Raw genomic sequence first — 18,162 nt, 5'->3', positions numbered from 1 at the left:
AATCACAAATATAATTTGTGATTATGGTCGGGGTGAGAGGATTTGAACCCCCGGCCCCATGGTCCCAAACCACGTGCGCTACCGGACTGCGCTACACCCCGACGTTTTTATTACTTGCTTATCTCAAGTACTTTATTAGTATACGATAGATTTAGATTTATGACAAATCCATTTATCGATAAATAAACGGAGATAAAAGAGATTACTTTTAATAATCATATTTTATCTCCGTTTTACTAAGAATTAAAAAATCTTAACTTTTAATTTACATTTTGTTAATATTCGTAGTAATACTTGAATAATTCATAGATATATTCGTTGTCTTTACATCCACCTAATTCCCTTACAGAGTGCATTGAAAGAATTGCGTTTCCTATATCAATAGATTGAATGTCCAAGTTAGATACAGTGATTGGTCCAATTGTAGATCCACCTCTCTTGTCTGATCTATTTGTGAATTCTTGACAAGGTATATTTTTATCTAAGCATAATTTTTTAAATATTGATGAGCTAACTGCATCAGAAGTATATGCTCCGTTTGCCGCGTATTTTATAACAGGGCCGTTGTTGATTAGTGGTCTGTTAGTAGGATCTGCCATTTCTGTGTAATTTGGATGCAAACTGTGTGCTTGGTCTGCACTAATCAAGTAAGAATTGTGCAATACTTCATAGAAGTTTTTATTGTTATCTTCTACGATTTTTTTGAAACAATCGCTAAGAAGTGTGCTGCCTGCACCTTGTTTTGTTGAAGAACCTATTTCTTCATTGTCAAAAACCATAGCTAATGCTAATGTATTAGTAACATTTGAATCTATTAATGATTTTATAGAATTAAATGCCATTCCCAAATTATCGATTCTTCCTACTGAATAAAATTCGTCGTTTTCTCCGACAAATTCTCCTTTTTGTCTGTCGTACAAGAATAAATCAAAATCTAAAATGTCTTCTGAATTTATTCCGGTATTTCTTGCCAAAATTTCTTCGAAAGAAATCTTTGAATCTTTTTCTGATAATGCTAAAAGTGGCAAAGTGTCCTTTTGTGCATTGAATTTGTATCCATTATTTACATCTCTGTTCATGTGGATTGCAACGTTAGGAATTATCAATAAATTTTTGTCTACATTGATATGTTTGATTTCAGGTTTGAAAGGATTATCTGATTTCAAAACAACTCTCCCAGCTACAGATAATGGACGGTCGAACCATGTGCTTAGTATTGGTCCACCGTAAACTTCAGTATTTAAAGTCAAAAATCCGTCTTTGTTTACGATAGAATTTGGTTTTATTCTAAAAGTTGGGCTGTCTGAATGAGACCCAATCAATCTGATATTATCGAAATCAGAACTTCCTTTAAAAGCGATAATTGATGAATCGTTATTTGTTACAAAATATCCTTTGCCATTTTCGATTTTCCAATTATCTTTAAATTTTAATTCAGTAAACCCGTCTTCTGCCAGTGTTTTTTTAAAATTATCGATAACGTGAAAAACAGATGGACTGTTATCGATAAAGCTCATTAATTCTTTTGTTATGTTCATAAAATCACCTCAATAATAGTATACCCAAAAATAAAAATACTTAATAGCAAAAGTTTACAAAAAATATACTTAGTGGTATAATGAAGTTACTTCAGGGCGAGGTTGATTTCCTCACCGGCGGTTATAGTCCGCGAGCATTATGCATGAATTGGTGTAATTCCAATACCGACAGTAAAGTCTGGACGAAAGAAGTAAATGTAATAATTAACATTTAGCCCTAAATATAAGGGCTTTTTTATTTGCCCTTTAAAATCTTAGGAGGTAGGTTATGGAAACCACAAGAAAAAATTCTAGTACTCAAACTATGGTGAAAATCAGTATTTTAGGGGCAATAAGTGCATTGCTTATGATTTTTAAATTCCCTCTACCATTTGCACCACCATTTATGACAGTGGACATAGGAGATTTGGGAGTATTAATTTCAGGATTTGCACTAGGACCTGTAGCAGGTGTGTTAACTTCTGCAGTTAAGATTTTGTTGAACTTTATAATTAACGGAACAACTACTGGTGGAGTTGGGGAATTATCTAACTTTATATTATCATCAGTATTTGTTGTTGTAGCAAGTTCAATTTACAACAAAGGAAAAAGCAAAAAATCAGCAATCACTGGATTAGTTTTTGGTGTATTGGCGTACACAGTAGTTGCTTGTATTTCTAACTATTTTGTAATTTTCCCATTGTACGGAATTAATTTGGTTGATTTTACAAAAGAGTTTGCAAAAGTAAATTCATTGGCAGGAACTCCGTTGATGTTCGTGCTTTTCAGTATCGTGCCATTTAACATTGTAAAAGGTATCATCGTATCTGCAGTTACAATCGCACTTTACAAGCCAATTTCAAGATTTTTGAAAAAATAATCAATAACATACATGTAAAAATTCATAAAATATACAATGACTCATTAATCTAAGATAATGGGTCATTTTTGTTGTTGTTCAGTTGTGATATAATTTATTTGGTGATATTTATGGAATATATTTTAAATGATTTAAAAGATACTGAAAAATTCGGACAACTTTTTGCAAAAGCTTTAAAAAAACAAGATGTTATATCTTTGATTGGTGATTTGGGAGCTGGAAAAACTACTCTTACTAAATCTATTGCTAAAAGTTTTGGGATTGAAGAAAATGTAACCAGTCCAACTTTTTCATTGGTAAATACATACTACGGTGATGTTGATTTAAATCATATTGATTTGTATAGATTAGAAGATGAGATGGAGATAGAATCCTTAGATATAGATGAGTTGTTGTATCCAGAAGGAATTACTATCATTGAATGGGCAAGTCAAGCACAGTCTTATATGCCTAGAAATTTAATTGAAATTTACATTGAAAAAACTGGTGATGTTTCCAGAAAAATTAGGATTGACGGGAACAACAAAAGAGAAAAAGAAATTATAGAGGAATTAAATGAAAATTTTAGCGATTGATACTTCAACTATGATTAGCTCTTGTTCTTTGATGGAAGATGGACTAATCGTTGGAGATTATAATATAAATCAAAAGAAAACTCACAGCGAAACTTTGGTTTTGATGATTGAGCAAATGCTTGAAAAATTAGATACAGATATTGAAGATGTGGACGTGTTTGCGGTGTGCAAGGGACCTGGATCTTTTACTGGTCTTAGAATTGGAATGACCACTGCAAAGACTTTTGCACAAGTTTTCGATAAAAAAATCGTCGGCATATCTACCTTGGAAGCTTTGGCTAATATGATTAGCACTGACAAAATTATTATTCCTATTTTGGATGCAAGAGGTGGGAGAGTTTACTACTCGATGTTCGCTAACGATTCAAAATTAGAACGTTTGATGGATGATGATTTGATTTATTTTGAAGATTTGGTTGAACAACTTGACGATGATAAGGAATATATTTTCGTGGGAGATGGAGTGTATTCTTTCTTAGATGAAATCAAATCTAAGAAGAACTTCCACCTTGCAAATTCTTCGTTGAATAATTGTATTACAAGGTCGATTTGTGACTTGGCAAATAAAACTGAGACATTTGATAGCTATTACACTCTTAGTCCAGATTATGTGAGAAAATCACAAGCGCAACGAGATTACGAAAGAAGACACAGTAATGATAATTAGACAGATGGATTCCTTTGATTTGGATGATGTTGTAGAAATTGAAAGGGAAAGTTTTTCAGATGCTTGGAGCAAAATAGGATACGAAGCTTGTTTGAAAAATGAATGTAATCATTATTTTGTCGGAGAAAAAGAAGGCAAAATCGTGGGGATTATTGGATTTTCAATAGTTGTTGATGAAGCTGAATTACAAACAATTTCTGTGAAAAAAAGTTGCAGAAACTGTGGGATTGCAACTGAATTTATAAAATTTATGTTAGATTTTTGCAGAAAAGAAAGTGTCAAAAATATTTACTTGGAAGTTAGAGAATCTAACTTTGAGGCTATTAATCTTTACACGAAATTTGGATTTCAAAAAAACGGTAGAATTAATGGATATTACGAAACTCCAAAAGAGGACGCATTGAGGATGATGTTGAATATGGAAGAAATAAATGAAAATATAATTACGCTTGCAATTGAAACATCTTGTGATGAAACAAGTGTTGCGATTGTAAAAAATGGAAGAGAAGTGTTGAGTAATGTGATTTCTTCTCAAATAGATGTACACAAAAGATATGGTGGTGTGGTTCCGGAAGTTGCGAGCCGTCTTCACTTAGAAGCGATGAATTCTATCTTGCAACAATCTTTGGACGAAGCAGGTTTATCATCGAAAGATATTGATGTAATTTGCGTTACAAAAGGTCCCGGACTTATTGGTGCATTATTAGTTGGGATTTCTTGTGCAAAATCATTGAGCTATTGTTTGAAGAAGCCTCTTGTAGGGGTAAATCACATGCAAGGCCACATTTGTGCAAACTACATTAGCCACAAAGAATTAGAACCACCATTTATTTCCTTGGTTGTATCTGGCGGACACACTTATTTAATAGATGTTGTGGATTATCAAAATTACGAAATAATTGGCTCTACAAGAGATGACGCTTGTGGTGAAAGCTATGATAAAGTTGCACGTGCGTTGGGATTGGAATATCCAGGTGGGCCTGTTATTGACAGGCTTGCAAAACAAGGAAATCCAACAGCGATAGATTTTCCAAGAGTAATGCTTGAAAAAGACAGCTACGATTTTAGTTTTAGTGGATTGAAAACAGCTGTTCTAAATTATTTGAACAATAAAAATCAAAAAAACGAAGAAATAATAAAAGAAGATGTTGCAGCATCTTTCCAAGAAGCTGTCATAGATGTTTTGGTTGAAAAATCTTTTAGATTATTAGAAGAAAAAAATCAAAAAACTTTCGTACTAAGTGGTGGAGTAGCAGCAAATTCTAGATTAAAAGAGAGAGTTTTGGAAAAAGCAGAAGAAAAAGGAATACAAGTGTATTTTCCAGATAAAATCTTGTGCACAGATAACGCTGCAATGATTGCAACTGCGGGATACTATGATTATATCAACGGAAAACAAGATGGACTTGATTTGAAAGTTTATCCTAATTTAGAATTATAAAATGTAGCTATAAAATTAAATATTAACATTAAAAAAGGAGTTCTCACTTTAAAATGAGGACTCCATATTTTTTATTCAACTGTTACTGATTTTGCTAAGTTACGTGGTTTATCTACATCTAAGCCTTTTTTCAAAGAAGTATGATATCCCAACAATTGTTCAGGAACTACTGAAAGTATCGGATACAATAATTCTAACGTTTTAGGAATGAAGATGATTTCTTCTGAGAAATCTTTCATATTGTCATTTCCTTCAACTGTGATTGTGAATACTTTCGCTCCTCTTGTCACAACTTCTTGAACATTTGAAATTGTCTTTTCAGCTAATTTTGATTGTGTAATAACTGATAATGCTGGAGTGTTTTGTTCTATCAAAGCGATTGAACCGTGTTTTAATTCTCCTGCAGGGAATGCTTCAGTGTGAATGTAGGAAATTTCTTTTAATTTTAAAGCTCCTTCTTTTACACTCAAGAAGTCCAATCCACGTCCTATAAAGAACATCGATTTATCTTCCTTGATAGCTTCAGCTATTCTTTCAGTTATTGATTCTGATTTTAATGTTTCATCTATTTTTTCAGGCATTGTTTTTAATTCTTCGATGTATTTTGAATATTCAGAATCTTCAATTGTGCCTAATTTCTTTGCAAAATCCAAAGCCAACATTATCACTGTTACTAATTGTGAAATGTATGCTTTAGTACTAGCTACTGCAATTTCTGGACCTGCCAAAGTGTAGATAACCTTGTCAGCTTCTCTTGCTATTGATGAGCCAACTACGTTTGTAACTGCTAAGATTTTTGCGCCTTTGTTTTTGGATTCTCTAAGAGCTGCCAATGTATCAGCAGTTTCTCCTGATTGAGAAATCAAAATTACTAGAGTGTTTTCGTCGATAAATGGATCGTTGTATCTGAATTCTGATGCGATATCAGTAATTACAGGTATTTTTGCCAATTTTTCAATAGCAACTTTACCAACTTCACCCGCATGATAAGCTGTACCACATGCAACGATGTATACTTTGTTTATTTTCGATAATTCTTCTTTAGTTAATGAATTTTCTGCAAAATCTATTACGTTATTTTTTACATTAACCTCCAAAGTCTTCTTAACAACTTCTGGTTGTTCGTGAATTTCTTTTAACATAAAATGCTCATAGCCACCTTTACTAGCTTGATCAATTGTCATGTTTACAGTTTTAACTTCACGATCTACTTTTTCGAAATCTTTATCGTAAATTGTGTAATTTTTCTTATCTATTTCTACGATGTCTCCATTTTCCAAATACACGATGTCTCTTGTGTATTTTAAAACAGAAGGAATATCACTTGCTAGAATTATTCCGTCGTCACATTTTCCTAAAATCAACGGAGATTCTTTTCTTACAGCGATTAGTTTGTCTTTTTCGTATTCTGAAACAATTCCTAATGCATAAGCTCCCTTTAATCTTTTGATTGTAGATTTTACTGCTTCTAATAAATCGTCTTTATAGTACTGGCTAATCAATGCAACAACAATTTCTGTGTCTGTAGTTGATTTGAAAGTGTAGCCATTATCTTCTAATTCTTTTTTTAATTCTTTGTAATTTTCGATAATACCGTTGTGAACAACTGAGAATTTACCATCTTCACTTACTTGTGGGTGAGCGTTAATTTCATTTGGTTCACCGTGAGTTGCCCATCTAATGTGACCGATTCCGACACTTGCGTTGTTGTCGATTTCATCGATAGAATCTATTAAATTTTGCAATTTTCCTTTTCTTTTTACTGTTTCGATTTTATCTGTTACTACAGAAATACCGCTTGAATCATAACCTCTGTATTCCAGAGATTTTAATCCGTTTAATATGATTTCTACGGCTGATTTTTCGCCGTTATAACATACTATTCCGCACATATATTTACCTCCAAATTTTTTAGAGATACACTTCATTATTTTTGTTTCAAAATTGCTCTTGAACTTTGTTAAATGCTAAGGCTGTGTTACCTATAGAGCTCCCGCCGAAAAATTCGATAACTCTATCCCTCGTTAACCGTAAAGGTCTGGCGCTTTTTTGTTTTTATCTCTTGAGATATTATATCAAATATAAAATGTAGTGTAAATTTTATTAGCAAATTGCAATAATTTTGTAACAAATGAAAAAATAATAATGATTTTCACTTGACATTAATACTCTTTATCATTATAATATCAATGTAATAGATTTAAACGTTTAAATGAGGGTGATTAAATGAATTTGGCATTAGTGCCACTCAATGAAGATTTTGAAATCGTAAAAATAAAAAAAATAAAAAATGATTCACAAAAAAAACTGTTGAATAATATGGGCTTTGTTGAAGGGGCGCTCGTGAGTGTTGTTTCAGAAAGCCACGGAAATTTGATAGTTAAAATCAAAGGTTCAAGAGTGGCTATAGGAAAAGATATAGCTATGAGAATTATGGTAAATCATATTTAATGATATTTTATCAAGGAGGATACATAAAGTGGATAACGAAATGAATCTTAAGCATGCCGAAGTAGGAAAATACTACAGGATTGTTAAGATTTTGGGGAAAGGTCCTGTTAAAAGAAGAATTATGGATATGGGCATTACAAAAAATGTCGAAATCTATATCAGAAAAGTAGCACCATTAGGAGATCCAGTTCAAATCAATTTGAGAGGATACGAGTTGAGTCTTAGAAAAGATGATGCAGAAAATATTTTAATAGAATTGATAAATAAATAATTAGGAGGACTTATGTCAATAAGAATTGCTTTAGCAGGTAACCCTAATAGTGGTAAGTCCACGATGTTTAACGCGTTGACAGGATCCAATCAATATGTTGGTAACTGGCCAGGCGTTACTGTAGAAAAAAAAGAGGGAACCTTAAAAAATAACAAAGATATTAAAATTACCGACTTACCGGGAATTTACTCGCTTTCTCCATATACTTTGGAAGAAGTTGTTAGTAGAAATTACTTAATAAACGAGAAACCAGATGTAATTATTGATGTTGTGGATGCTTCAAATATTGAAAGAAACTTGTATCTTACAACACAATTATCTGAAATTGGAATCCCAATGGTTTTGGCATTTAATATGATGGATGTCGTTAAGAAAAATAACGATAAATTAAACACAAAACTAATATCTGAAAAATTGGGAATTCCAATAGTTGAAGTATCAGCACTTAAAAAATTAAACTTGGATGAATTAATTGAAGTTGCACAAAAACAAGTGAAATCTCATCATGAATCGATAAAATCATTTAGTGATGAAATTGAAAATGTGCTTACTGAAATAGAAAATAGTGTAGAATCCATTAAAAATTCTGAATCAAAAAGATGGTTTGCTGTAAAAGCTTTGGAAAGAGATGAAAAAGCATTACAAGCTGTTCATATCACTGATGAAGAAAAAGCAAAAGTTGAAGAAATTGTTTCAAAAATTGAAGACGAATACGATGATGATGGTGAATCCATAATTACAGATGAAAGATATACATTCATTACTTCAGTAATTTCAGATTCTGTACAAAAAGGAAGATCGGGATTAACAACTAGTGATAAAATCGACAGGGTGGTTACTAACAGATTTTTGGCATTACCAATTTTCGTATTGATAATGATAGCCGTTTACTTTATTGCGGTAAAGGTTGTTGGTGGTCCTCCATTCCACGATTGGTGGGCAGATACTGTGATGGGAACTGCATTAGCTGATTTAGCTACAAAAGGATTAGAAGCAATCGGAACTAGCGAATGGGTAACAAGCCTTGTTGTTGATGGTATTGTTGCCGGCGTTGGTGCAGTATTGGGATTCTTGCCTTTGGTTGCAACGTTGGAATTATTGTTAGCTATTTTAGAAGATATAGGATACATGTCAAGAATCGCATTTATGTTGGATAGAATGTTCAGAAAATTTGGTTTATCTGGTAAATCATTTATTCCAATCTTAATTGGTACTGGTTGTTCAGTTCCAGGAATTATGGCAACAAGAACTATTGAAAATGAAAACGACAGAAAAATGACTATCATCGTTGCATCATTCATGCCTTGCGGTGCAAAAACAGAAATCATAGCATTATTTGCAGCAGCGATTTTCGGTCAATGGTGGTTTGCTCCATTATTGTATTTTACAGGAATTTTGGCAGTAATAATCAGTGGCCTTATTTTGAAAAAGACAAAAGCTTTTTCAGGAGAACCTGCACCATTTGTAATGGAACTTCCTGAATATCACAAACCAACTGTTTCAAATGTTTTGCGTGTAACTTGGGATAGAACTAAATCATTTATCATAAAAGCAGGTACAATAATCTTAGTTGCATCAATTTGCGTTTGGATTTTACAAAATATTTCTGTTAAGGGAGAATTTGTTCATTTCGCTGATGATAGTACCGATACTATATTGGCGTTCATCGGAAAAATATTCGCTCCGATATTTGCTCCATTAGGATTCGGAAATTGGACTGCAACTGTAGCTTCATTCTTAGGAACTGTTGCTAAAGAAATGGTAGTCAGCGTTTACGGAATAGTTTCTGGTGTAGGTGATGATACAGCTAAAATAGCTGATTTGGTAAAAAGTAACTTCACTATAGCATCTGCTTTGAGTTTCTTGGTATTCAACCAATTAACAGTTCCTTGTTTTGCGGCAGTTGGTGCTATAAAAGAAGAAATGAATTCTTCAAAATGGACAGCATTTGCGATTATTTATCAAATTGTTTTTGCATATTTAATATCGTTTATGGTATATCAATTCTTAAATGTGTTGGTAGTAAAACAACCATTTACAATTATGACAGGAATAGCACTTGTAGTATTTGTTGGAATGTTGTATATGATATTTAGAAAAGATAAATACAAAAACAATCAATCAAAAAGAGCAGTAGAATAGAGATAGAATTTTAAAGAAGGTGATTTTTTGAATATAGCTGATATAGTAGTATTATCAATAATTGTCGTAGCAATTGTGTTTGCAGTGCGTCGTATTATTAAAAAAGGTGGCAGCTGTGATTGCGGTTCCACTTCTTGCCCTCATTCTAATAATTACAATAAACAATAAAAAAAGCGTGGCCTTTAGCAGAGGTCACGCTTTGTTATTGTTCTAAACTTTTTAGGTGTAATTTGTTTTATATTTTTGAATTGTTGACAAAAATATGAATCAGATTGAAACCCAACTTCCTTTGAAATCTCGCTAACGGATTTGTCGGTGTAAGTCAAAAGCAGTAGACTTTTTTCTATTCTAAAAGTAGTCAAAATATTTGGAAGATTGCTTCCCGTGTTTTGACAAATCAATGTCGACAAATAGCTTTTGGACACGTGCAAGTGATCAGACAGAATATCCAAAGAAATCTTCTGCTCACTGTTATTGTAAATATAATCCAATGCCCTTCTGATTAATGGGTTTTCACAACCCTTTGTAAATATATTTTGGTTTGTAGTGTAATATTCTACGATTTCGTGAAGTATTTCACTGGTGTTTTCAGATTCATTATTTTCTACTTTATATAATAGTTTGTTTTTTTCATTTTCACAATATTTTAAACTTTGAGAATCGTTTATATTTTTCATCTGATTCCATGAAAATATCGCTAATAACTGAATAATTGTGTTCTTTTGGGATCTAATATTAGTTTCAGAATCTTCCCAATTTTTTAGTATTTCTTCAGCTAAATCATGTGCTTTTTTGTTTGATTTTATCTGAACAGCTTTTATTAACTTTGATTCCAATTCGAACATATACAATTCCTTTCATTTTTTGAGTGTTACGAATTAATTATATAACTAATTTGCTTGAAATTGCAAGAAATGATACATTTTTGCAATTTGATTTGATTTTAATATATAATTAATGGAGAGGTAATTATGAAAAGAATTTTAATTTTGTGTATGTGTTTGTTGTTTTTATCGACAAAATCACTAGCGAATACGGATGTAGTTCTGGATAAAATAATTGAGAAAGACTGTTCCGATTTGTCAGAAAAATTGACAGAGAAAGTTTACGACAAAAACGCAAACTTAGTCATAGTAAATGAAAAAAAGGAAAGCGACATAATTTCAGCCCTAAGTTTTGCATATAAGAATAAGGCTGCGATTTTGCTTATTCAAAATGATGGAGCATATATAAAGAAAGAAAGTCCGATATTAAATGAAGCTAATAGGTTAAAAGCGAAAAATGTTTATATAATTGGCGGCCCCAAATCAGTTTCAGAAGAAATCTCTGATAATTTGAAATTGAGCGGCTTGTTGGTTACAAGAATTGATGGAAGAGATCGCGTCGAAGTGTCCAAGAATGTAATCAAAGAAAACACGAATTTGAATCCTACGGATACTTTAGTTATTAGCGATTTGTCTAATTTTAATTTTATTCAAGCGAAGATGGGCTATTATTTAAAGAATGGATACGCGATTACATTTGTGCAAGGTAAGAAATTTGAAGATTCAATTACAAAGTTTGCTATTGATAAGGGAATTTCAAATATTTTGATAGATCAACCTACATCGATTATAAGTAGTGAATACGACGAGAAGCTAAAGCAAAATGGCTTCAAGGTTACACGAAATGATTACAAATCGGTCTATGATGCAAATTATGTTCAAAACAGTGATATTAAGTATTCTAAAATTATATTTACTGAATACAAAGATATTAGAACATCTTTATTGGCATCGTATGTTAGTCTACAAAAAAATTACGTAAATATTTTAGTAAATGAAGGCAATGTAGACAAGACTACCAATAAACTTCTTACGACATCTATACAAAATGGTATATATATCGGGAAAAAAGAAGAAAATTTCGAAAAATTAGCAAATAAATTGGATTTATACTACAAAGTTGAACAAAAATAACAGTTTTTTAATCATTTTAGCTAAAAAACTTTAAAAAAAATGGTATTTAGGGTATAATATTAGCTGGAATTTCTATTTTAAGTGAAATTAATTTAAGTTTTAAATAAAAATTAGGAGGAAAGTATGAGCGCAGTGCTTGTAAGTAAAGAAAATAATCAAGCGGTATTCACATGTGAAATACCTGCAGAAGATTTCAATAACGCAATTGAGGAAAGTTATAAAAAGAATAGATCTAAATTTAGTTTAAAAGGATTTAGAAAAGGTAAAGTTCCTAGAAAAATGTTGGAAAGAGCTTATGGTGAAGGTTTATTCTACGAAGATGCTGTAAATCTATTATTACCAGGAATTTACGAAAAAGCTATCGAAGAATTAGAATTAGAACCAGTTTCACAACCAGACATCGATCTTGATGACATTACTGAAAACAATGATGTAAAAGTAAAATTCACTGTTGATTTGAAACCAGAATTCGAATTAGGTGATTATTCTAATCTTTCAGCTGAAATCGAAGAATACAAAGTAACTGATTCTGATGTTGATTTGAAAATCAATCACGAATTAGAATCAAACGCAAGAGTTCAAGAAGTTGAAGGAAGAGAAGCTAAGGAAAATGACACTGTTTCTATCAACTTTAAAGGTTTTGTAGATGATAAAGCATTTGATGGTGGGGAAGCAGAAGATTACGAATTAGTTTTAGGTTCACACACATTTATTCCAGGATTTGAAGAACAAATCGTAGGTCACAATGTTGGAGATGAATTTGACGTTAATGTTAAATTCCCAGAAGATTACCACGAAGATTCTTTAAAAGGACAAGATGCTAAGTTTGAATGCAAAATCAATTCAATCAAAGAAAAAGTATTACCTGAATTAGATGATGAATTCGTAAAAGATGTTTCTGAATTCGATACTCTTGACGAATACAAGAAAGACATCAAAGAACACTTAGAAAAAGACAACGAACAAAGACAATTAGTTGAAAAACAAAACAAATCTGTAGAAGCTTTGATTGATGCTACTGAAATTACAGTTCCAGAATCAATGATTGACAACGAAGTAAATCGTCAATTCCAAGATTTTGCAAGAAGAGTTCAACAAATGGGCTTAAATACAGATCAATACTTCCAAATCACTAACACTTCAGAAGAAGATGTTAAAAACGAATTAAGAGCTAACGCTGAATTAAAAGTTAAAGGTGATTTGGTATTAGAAAGATATATCGAAAAAGAAGCAATCGAATCAACAGAAGAAGAATTAGATGAACAATTAAAAGAATTTGCAAAAGTATATGGACAAGATGATGAAGAAAAATTCATCGAAGAATTCAAAAATAGTCCAAACGTAGAATTCTTAAAAGAAGACATCAAGAGAAAAAAAGCTTTAGAAAAATTAGTAGAAAATACTAAATTTGAAACAAAGAAAGCTGAAGGAACAAAAGAAGATAAATAATATTTCAATATATTAGAATTAATAATAGGAGGTTATTATTATGCCATCTTTAGTACCAATGGTTGTAGAACAAAGTAATAGAGGCGAAAGATCTTACGATATTTTCTCTCGACTTTTAAAAGAAAGAATTATTTTCGTCACAGGCGAAGTTAATGATCAGATGGCGGATCTTGTTATAGCTCAATTATTGTTCTTAGAAAGTGAAGATCCAAAAAAGGATATTCAATTATATATCAATTCACCAGGAGGTTCTGTAAGTGCAGGGTTAGCGATATACGATACTATGCAATACGTTAAACCAGATGTTTCAACAATCTGTGTAGGAATGGCTGCAAGTATGGGAGCAATTCTTCTAACAAGTGGTGCAAAAGGAAAAAGATATGCACTTCCAAATGCAGATACTTTAATCCATCAACCACTTGGTGGAGCACAAGGACAAGCTAGTGATATCGAAATTCACGCTAAGAATATTTTGAAGAAGAGAGAATTATTAAACAAGATATTATCTGAAAGAACTGGACAACCTCTAGAAAAAATTGAAAGAGATACAGACAGAGATTTCATACTAACAGCAGAAGAAGCAAAAGAGTATGGATTGATAGACGAAGTTATATATACTTCTAAATAAGGAAATATTTATGCCAAAGAATGAAAATCAATATAAATGTTCTTTTTGCGGTAAATCACAAGATGAAGTCAGAAAATTAATTGCTGGACCTGGAGTATTTATTTGCGATGAATGTGTTTCGCTATGCAATAGCATTATCGAAGAAGAGTTCAAAGATGTAGATACTATCCAAGAAAGAATTGATTTGCCTAAGCCAATCGAAATCAAGGATGTGCTTGATGATTATGTAATCAAACAGGAAGAAGGCAAAAAAGCCTTGGCTGTTGCAGTATATAATCATTACAAAAGAATTAATTCTAATCTAATGAATAATGATGTAGAATTACAAAAATCGAATATTTTATTGGTGGGTCCAACTGGAAGCGGAAAAACACTTTTAGCTGAAACTTTAGCCAAGATATTGGATGTTCCTTTTGCTATAGCCGATGCAACTAGCCTTACAGAAGCTGGATATGTCGGAGAAGATGTAGAAAATGTAATTTTGAAGCTTATTCAAGCGGCGGATTACGATATAGAAAAAGCAGAACAAGGAATCATCTACATTGACGAAATCGACAAGATTACTAGAAAAAGCGAAAATCCTTCCATCACTAGAGATGTTAGCGGTGAAGGTGTACAACAAGCTTTGTTAAAAATAGTGGAAGGTACAATTTGTAATGTACCGCCACAAGGTGGAAGAAAGCATCCTAATCAAGAATATATTCAAGTTGATACAAAAAATATTTTATTCATTGTCGGTGGAGCTTTTGACGGCTTAGAAAAAATAATCGAAAAAAGAACAGAAACAAAATCAATAGGTTTTGGGGCAGATTTGGGAGAAAATGAACATAAGAGAATTTCTGAATTGTTCAAAGATATTAGGCCAGAAGATTTGATTAAATTTGGTTTAATTCCTGAATTTGTAGGAAGAATTCCAGTTTTAGTTACACTTGATGAACTAGATGAACAAGCTTTAATTAAAATACTTTTGGAACCTAAAAATGCAGTTATCAAACAATATCAAGAATTATTCAAAATGGATGATGTTGAGTTGGAATTTGATGAAGAAGCATTGAAAGCTATCGCCAAGTTAGCTTACGATAGAAAAACAGGTGCCAGAGGTTTGAGAACAATAATAGAAAAATCTTTGATGAATATTATGTTTGAGCTACCATCAAGACAAGACATTTCCAAAGTAATTTTGACAAAAGAAAGTGTACTAGAAGGAAAAGACCCAAAACTTGTTTTCAAAACAAATAATAAATAACACAAATAGCTCACTTTAGGTGAGCTATTTTTATCAATAGATTAAATTCGAAAGAGGAGTTTGATGAAAGAATACTATACAATATCAGAAAAGAAACTTCCAATAATCGCGTTGCGTGGTTTGTGGTTGTTTCCAAATAATATCCAACATTTTGAAGTTGGAAGAGAAGTTTCATTAAATGCTTTAAATGCTAGTTTGCTCAGAAATTCTGAGATTTTTATTTGTACACAAAAAGATCCAATGGTAGAAAACATTACAAAAGAAGATTTTTATCATACAGGAGTTCTTGCAAGTATCAAACAAACTATTAAAATGCCAAATGGAAATGTCAGAGTTTTGGTTGAAGCTTACGACAGAGCAAAAATCGTGGACTTCGTAGAAAACGACAGTTTCTTAGAAGCAAACGTAGAAGTTATGGAATACGATAAAACAAAATATCATCCTACAGATAAATCACTGACTATGATTAGGATGATTATTTCTTCGTTTGAAAGCTTGGCAGAAATCATCAAAAAACCATTACCACAAGATTTGCTTGGGGGACTTTTAAACGAAGAAGATCCAAGTTCTTTGATAGATACAATTTCAATGCTAATTTCATTAAACGACAAGGATTCAATTTTATTATTGGAAACTTTGGATATGGATGAAAGAATTGAGTTGGTGTACAAATTTGTAATCAAAGAAATTGAGTTTTTGAAGATAAAAGAAGATATCGAAGAGAGAACTAACAAAGAGATTTCTGACACTCAAAAAGAATATTTCCTTCAAGAACAATTACGTCAAATAAAGATGGAGTTGGGTGAAGAATACGATATTGAAGATACTGACGACTATGCCAATAAAGTAAAGAAATTAAAACTTAAAAAAGATTCAGAGGAACACGTTCTTAAAGAAATCAACAGATTATCTTCTATGAATCCAAACAATCCTGAAAGCACAGTTATCAGAAATTATATCGATCAAGTATTGGATATTCCTTGGAACAAAAAATCAAAAAGTTCGATTGATTTAAAAGTTGCAGAAAAAGTTCTAAATGATGGTCATTTTGGATTAGAAGATGTTAAAAAAAGAATTTTGGAATATTTAGCTGTTAAGAAGATGACCGGATCATTAAAAGGACCTATCCTTTGTCTAGTTGGACCTCCAGGGGTTGGTAAAACTTCAATTGCAAGATCAATCGCTGAAGCAACTAATAGAAAATTCGTATCCATGAGACTTGGTGGCGTACGTGATGAAGCAGAAATCAGAGGTCACAGAAAAACTTACATCGGAGCAATGCCGGGAAGAATCATAACTCAATTGCAAAAAGCTAAGAAATTAAATCCAGTTTTCTTATTGGATGAAATTGACAAATTAGCATCTGATTTTAGAGGAGATCCTGCAAGTGCCTTGTTGGAAGTTTTAGATCCGGAACAAAACAGTGAATTTACAGATAATTACATCGAAATTCCAGTTGATCTGTCAGATGTATTATTTATCACTACTGCAAATTCTCAAGAACAAATTCCAGATGCATTGTTAGACAGAATGGAAGTTATTAGAGTTACAAGTTATACAGATTATGAAAAATTTGAAATAGCTAACAGATATTTGCTTCCACGTCAATTAAAAGAAAATGGAATGGACAAATCCCAATTCCACATCACAAGAGATGCTATCTATACGATTATAAACAACTACACAAGAGAAAGTGGAGTAAGAGAGCTTGAAAGAAATATTGGAAAAGTAGTCAGAAAAGCCGTTGTGAAAATCGTAAGAGATGATGTTAAAAAAGTTGTTGTCAACAATAAAAATCTAGAAAAATTCTTGGGATCAAAATTAGTTTTAGATGATGAAATTCCAAGGGAAGACACAATAGGAGTTGTGAATGGTTTAGCGTGGACACAAGTTGGTGGGGTTATCCTTACAATTGAAGCTAATGTGATGGACGGTACAGGCAAAACTCAACTTACAGGAAAACTTGGAGATGTAATGAAAGAATCTGCAATGGCTGCAATTTCATACATCAGAAGTAACCAAGAGGATTTGGGTATAAAAGGAGAATTCTACAAAGAAAAAGATATTCATATTCATGTTCCAGAAGGTGCTGTTCCAAAAGATGGACCGTCAGCGGGTGTTACAATGGTTACAGCGCTAGTAAGTGCATTGACAGGAAGAAAAGTAAAACACGATTTTGCAATGACTGGAGAAATCACACTTACAGGAAGAGTATTGGCAATTGGTGGAGTTAAGGAAAAAGTATTGGCTGCTCATAGATACGGAATTAATAAAGTATTCTTGCCAAAAGAAAACAAAAGAGATATCCAAGACATTGATCCTAAAATTAGACAAAAAATCAAATTCTATTTTACAAATAATGTAAAAGAAATTTTGGATGAGGTATTAATATAATGAAAATAGGTGTAATAAGCGATACACATGGCTCTTTAGATAATACGAAAAAAGCTTTGGATATTCTAAAAGATTGCGACACGATTTTTCATTTGGGAGATGTTTTGTATCACGGACCACGCAATGCTCTTCCAGAAGATTACAATCCCAAAGATTTGGCGGTTATTTTCAAATCTATGGATAATGTGATATATACAAGAGGAAACTGCGATAGTGAAGTGGATCAAATGGTTATTGAACACGATTTGACACAAAAACATAGAATAATAAATATTGACAAATTTAGAATTTTCACAATTCATGGATATGAGGAAGATGAAGAAAAGAGAATTAGGCTTGCTAAGGCCAATAATTGTGATATCGTAATAACAGGACACACTCATGTAAAAGTTTTGGAAGAAAAAGAAGGCGTTATTTTGTTAAATCCAGGTAGTCCTTCTATTCCAAAAGACGGTATAAAATCAGTTGCAATAATAGATGATGATGAAATCAAACTTATAGATACAGACTCAAACAAAGTTTTGTCATCTTTGAAAATATGAA

General features: G+C 32.1%; 17 protein-coding genes, 1 tRNA gene, 1 pseudogene and 1 riboswitch. Of the genes and pseudogenes, 15 read left to right on the top strand and 4 right to left on the bottom strand.

Features of this window, described 5'->3' with window-relative positions; translation table 11 throughout:
* Positions 1-24: 24 nt before the first annotated feature.
* Positions 25-101, bottom strand: a tRNA-Pro gene (locus tag GKG00_RS00660).
* Positions 102-275: 174 nt separating this feature from the next.
* On the bottom strand, positions 276-1,538 hold the full coding sequence (locus tag GKG00_RS00655) for a M18 family aminopeptidase (RefSeq protein WP_154253699.1): 1,263 nt from the start codon (positions 1,536-1,538) through the stop codon (positions 276-278).
* 83 nt (positions 1,539-1,621) lie between these two features.
* Positions 1,622-1,736: riboswitch (FMN riboswitch) on the top strand.
* Positions 1,737-1,806: 70 nt separating this feature from the next.
* Here GKG00_RS00655 and GKG00_RS00650 point away from each other — a divergent pair.
* The 5 genes and pseudogenes from GKG00_RS00650 to tsaD all read left to right on the top strand — a co-directional run bounded on the left by GKG00_RS00650 (position 1,807) and on the right by tsaD (position 5,080).
* The gene (locus GKG00_RS00650) at positions 1,807-2,397 is read left to right on the top strand and encodes an ECF transporter S component (RefSeq protein WP_094203992.1); all 591 of its coding nucleotides are present in this window, start codon (positions 1,807-1,809) and stop codon (positions 2,395-2,397) included.
* Positions 2,398-2,507: 110 nt separating this feature from the next.
* Positions 2,508-2,972, top strand: coding sequence for a tRNA (adenosine(37)-N6)-threonylcarbamoyltransferase complex ATPase subunit type 1 TsaE (gene tsaE / locus GKG00_RS00645; RefSeq protein ID WP_154253697.1), 465 nt, complete (start codon positions 2,508-2,510; stop codon positions 2,970-2,972).
* Positions 2,953-3,639: a tRNA (adenosine(37)-N6)-threonylcarbamoyltransferase complex dimerization subunit type 1 TsaB gene (tsaB, locus tag GKG00_RS00640; protein ID WP_094224984.1), complete on the top strand. Its 687-nt coding sequence runs from the start codon at positions 2,953-2,955 to the stop codon at positions 3,637-3,639. The genes tsaE and tsaB overlap by 20 nt, the downstream gene beginning before the upstream one ends.
* Positions 3,629-4,036, top strand: a pseudogene (gene rimI, locus GKG00_RS08915) (ribosomal protein S18-alanine N-acetyltransferase); the annotation flags it as partial. The gene tsaB and the pseudogene rimI, both read left to right, overlap by 11 nt.
* Before the next feature lie 21 nt (positions 4,037-4,057).
* Positions 4,058-5,080 (top strand): tRNA (adenosine(37)-N6)-threonylcarbamoyltransferase complex transferase subunit TsaD, encoded by a 1,023-nt coding sequence (tsaD, locus tag GKG00_RS00635; protein ID WP_241673638.1) that lies wholly within the window; start codon positions 4,058-4,060, stop codon positions 5,078-5,080.
* Positions 5,081-5,151: 71 nt separating this feature from the next.
* On the opposite strand, the gene glmS is transcribed toward tsaD, so the two are convergent.
* Entirely contained in the window at positions 5,152-6,972 is a 1,821-nt protein-coding gene (gene glmS, locus GKG00_RS00630; protein WP_094203988.1) for a glutamine--fructose-6-phosphate transaminase (isomerizing), read from the bottom strand.
* Between the two features lie 334 nt (positions 6,973-7,306).
* Between glmS and GKG00_RS00625 the strand changes: the two genes are divergently transcribed.
* The 4 genes from GKG00_RS00625 to GKG00_RS00610 are packed head-to-tail and all read left to right on the top strand — an operon-like array spanning position 7,307 to position 10,112.
* Complete coding sequence (locus GKG00_RS00625; protein ID WP_094203987.1) at positions 7,307-7,531, top strand: FeoA family protein; 225 nt, start codon at positions 7,307-7,309, stop codon at positions 7,529-7,531.
* Positions 7,532-7,571: 40 nt separating this feature from the next.
* A complete protein-coding gene (locus GKG00_RS00620) occupies positions 7,572-7,802 on the top strand; it encodes a ferrous iron transport protein A (RefSeq protein WP_012290900.1) in 231 nt (76 codons plus the stop codon).
* Between the two features lie 12 nt (positions 7,803-7,814).
* The gene (gene feoB, locus GKG00_RS00615) at positions 7,815-9,944 is read left to right on the top strand and encodes a ferrous iron transport protein B (RefSeq protein WP_154253686.1); all 2,130 of its coding nucleotides are present in this window, start codon (positions 7,815-7,817) and stop codon (positions 9,942-9,944) included.
* A 27-nt stretch (positions 9,945-9,971) separates the two neighbouring features.
* Entirely contained in the window at positions 9,972-10,112 is a 141-nt protein-coding gene (locus tag GKG00_RS00610; RefSeq protein WP_094206053.1) for a FeoB-associated Cys-rich membrane protein, read from the top strand.
* A gap of 14 nt (positions 10,113-10,126) precedes the next feature.
* Here the strand turns inward: GKG00_RS00610 and GKG00_RS00605 are convergent, their stop codons facing one another.
* A complete protein-coding gene (locus tag GKG00_RS00605) occupies positions 10,127-10,789 on the bottom strand; it encodes an AraC family transcriptional regulator (RefSeq protein WP_094224981.1) in 663 nt (220 codons plus the stop codon).
* 126 nt (positions 10,790-10,915) lie between these two features.
* Between GKG00_RS00605 and GKG00_RS00600 the strand changes: the two genes are divergently transcribed.
* The 6 genes from GKG00_RS00600 (at position 10,916) to yfcE (ending at position 18,161) form a co-directional block, all read left to right on the top strand.
* A complete protein-coding gene (locus GKG00_RS00600; protein ID WP_154253685.1) occupies positions 10,916-11,902 on the top strand; it encodes a cell wall-binding repeat-containing protein in 987 nt (328 codons plus the stop codon).
* Positions 11,903-12,025: 123 nt separating this feature from the next.
* A complete protein-coding gene (gene tig, locus GKG00_RS00595; RefSeq protein ID WP_154253683.1) occupies positions 12,026-13,351 on the top strand; it encodes a trigger factor in 1,326 nt (441 codons plus the stop codon).
* A 40-nt stretch (positions 13,352-13,391) separates the two neighbouring features.
* Positions 13,392-13,979, top strand: a complete 588-nt coding sequence (clpP, locus tag GKG00_RS00590) for an ATP-dependent Clp endopeptidase proteolytic subunit ClpP (RefSeq protein WP_002835127.1) — start codon at positions 13,392-13,394, stop codon at positions 13,977-13,979.
* A 10-nt stretch (positions 13,980-13,989) separates the two neighbouring features.
* A complete protein-coding gene (clpX, locus tag GKG00_RS00585; RefSeq protein ID WP_094203981.1) occupies positions 13,990-15,225 on the top strand; it encodes an ATP-dependent Clp protease ATP-binding subunit ClpX in 1,236 nt (411 codons plus the stop codon).
* 63 nt (positions 15,226-15,288) lie between these two features.
* On the top strand, positions 15,289-17,619 hold the full coding sequence (gene lon / locus GKG00_RS00580; RefSeq protein ID WP_094208930.1) for an endopeptidase La: 2,331 nt from the start codon (positions 15,289-15,291) through the stop codon (positions 17,617-17,619).
* On the top strand, positions 17,619-18,161 hold the full coding sequence (yfcE, locus tag GKG00_RS00575) for a phosphodiesterase (protein ID WP_154253681.1): 543 nt from the start codon (positions 17,619-17,621) through the stop codon (positions 18,159-18,161). Before lon ends, yfcE begins: the two co-directional genes overlap by 1 nt.
* Position 18,162: the final 1 nt, after the last annotated feature.

The sequence above is a fragment of the Finegoldia sp. BIOML-A1 genome, assembly GCF_009678325.1.
GTDB classification, from domain to species: domain Bacteria; phylum Bacillota; class Clostridia; order Tissierellales; family Peptoniphilaceae; genus Finegoldia; species Finegoldia magna.
This window is presented reverse-complemented; position numbering and strand designations above follow the sequence as displayed.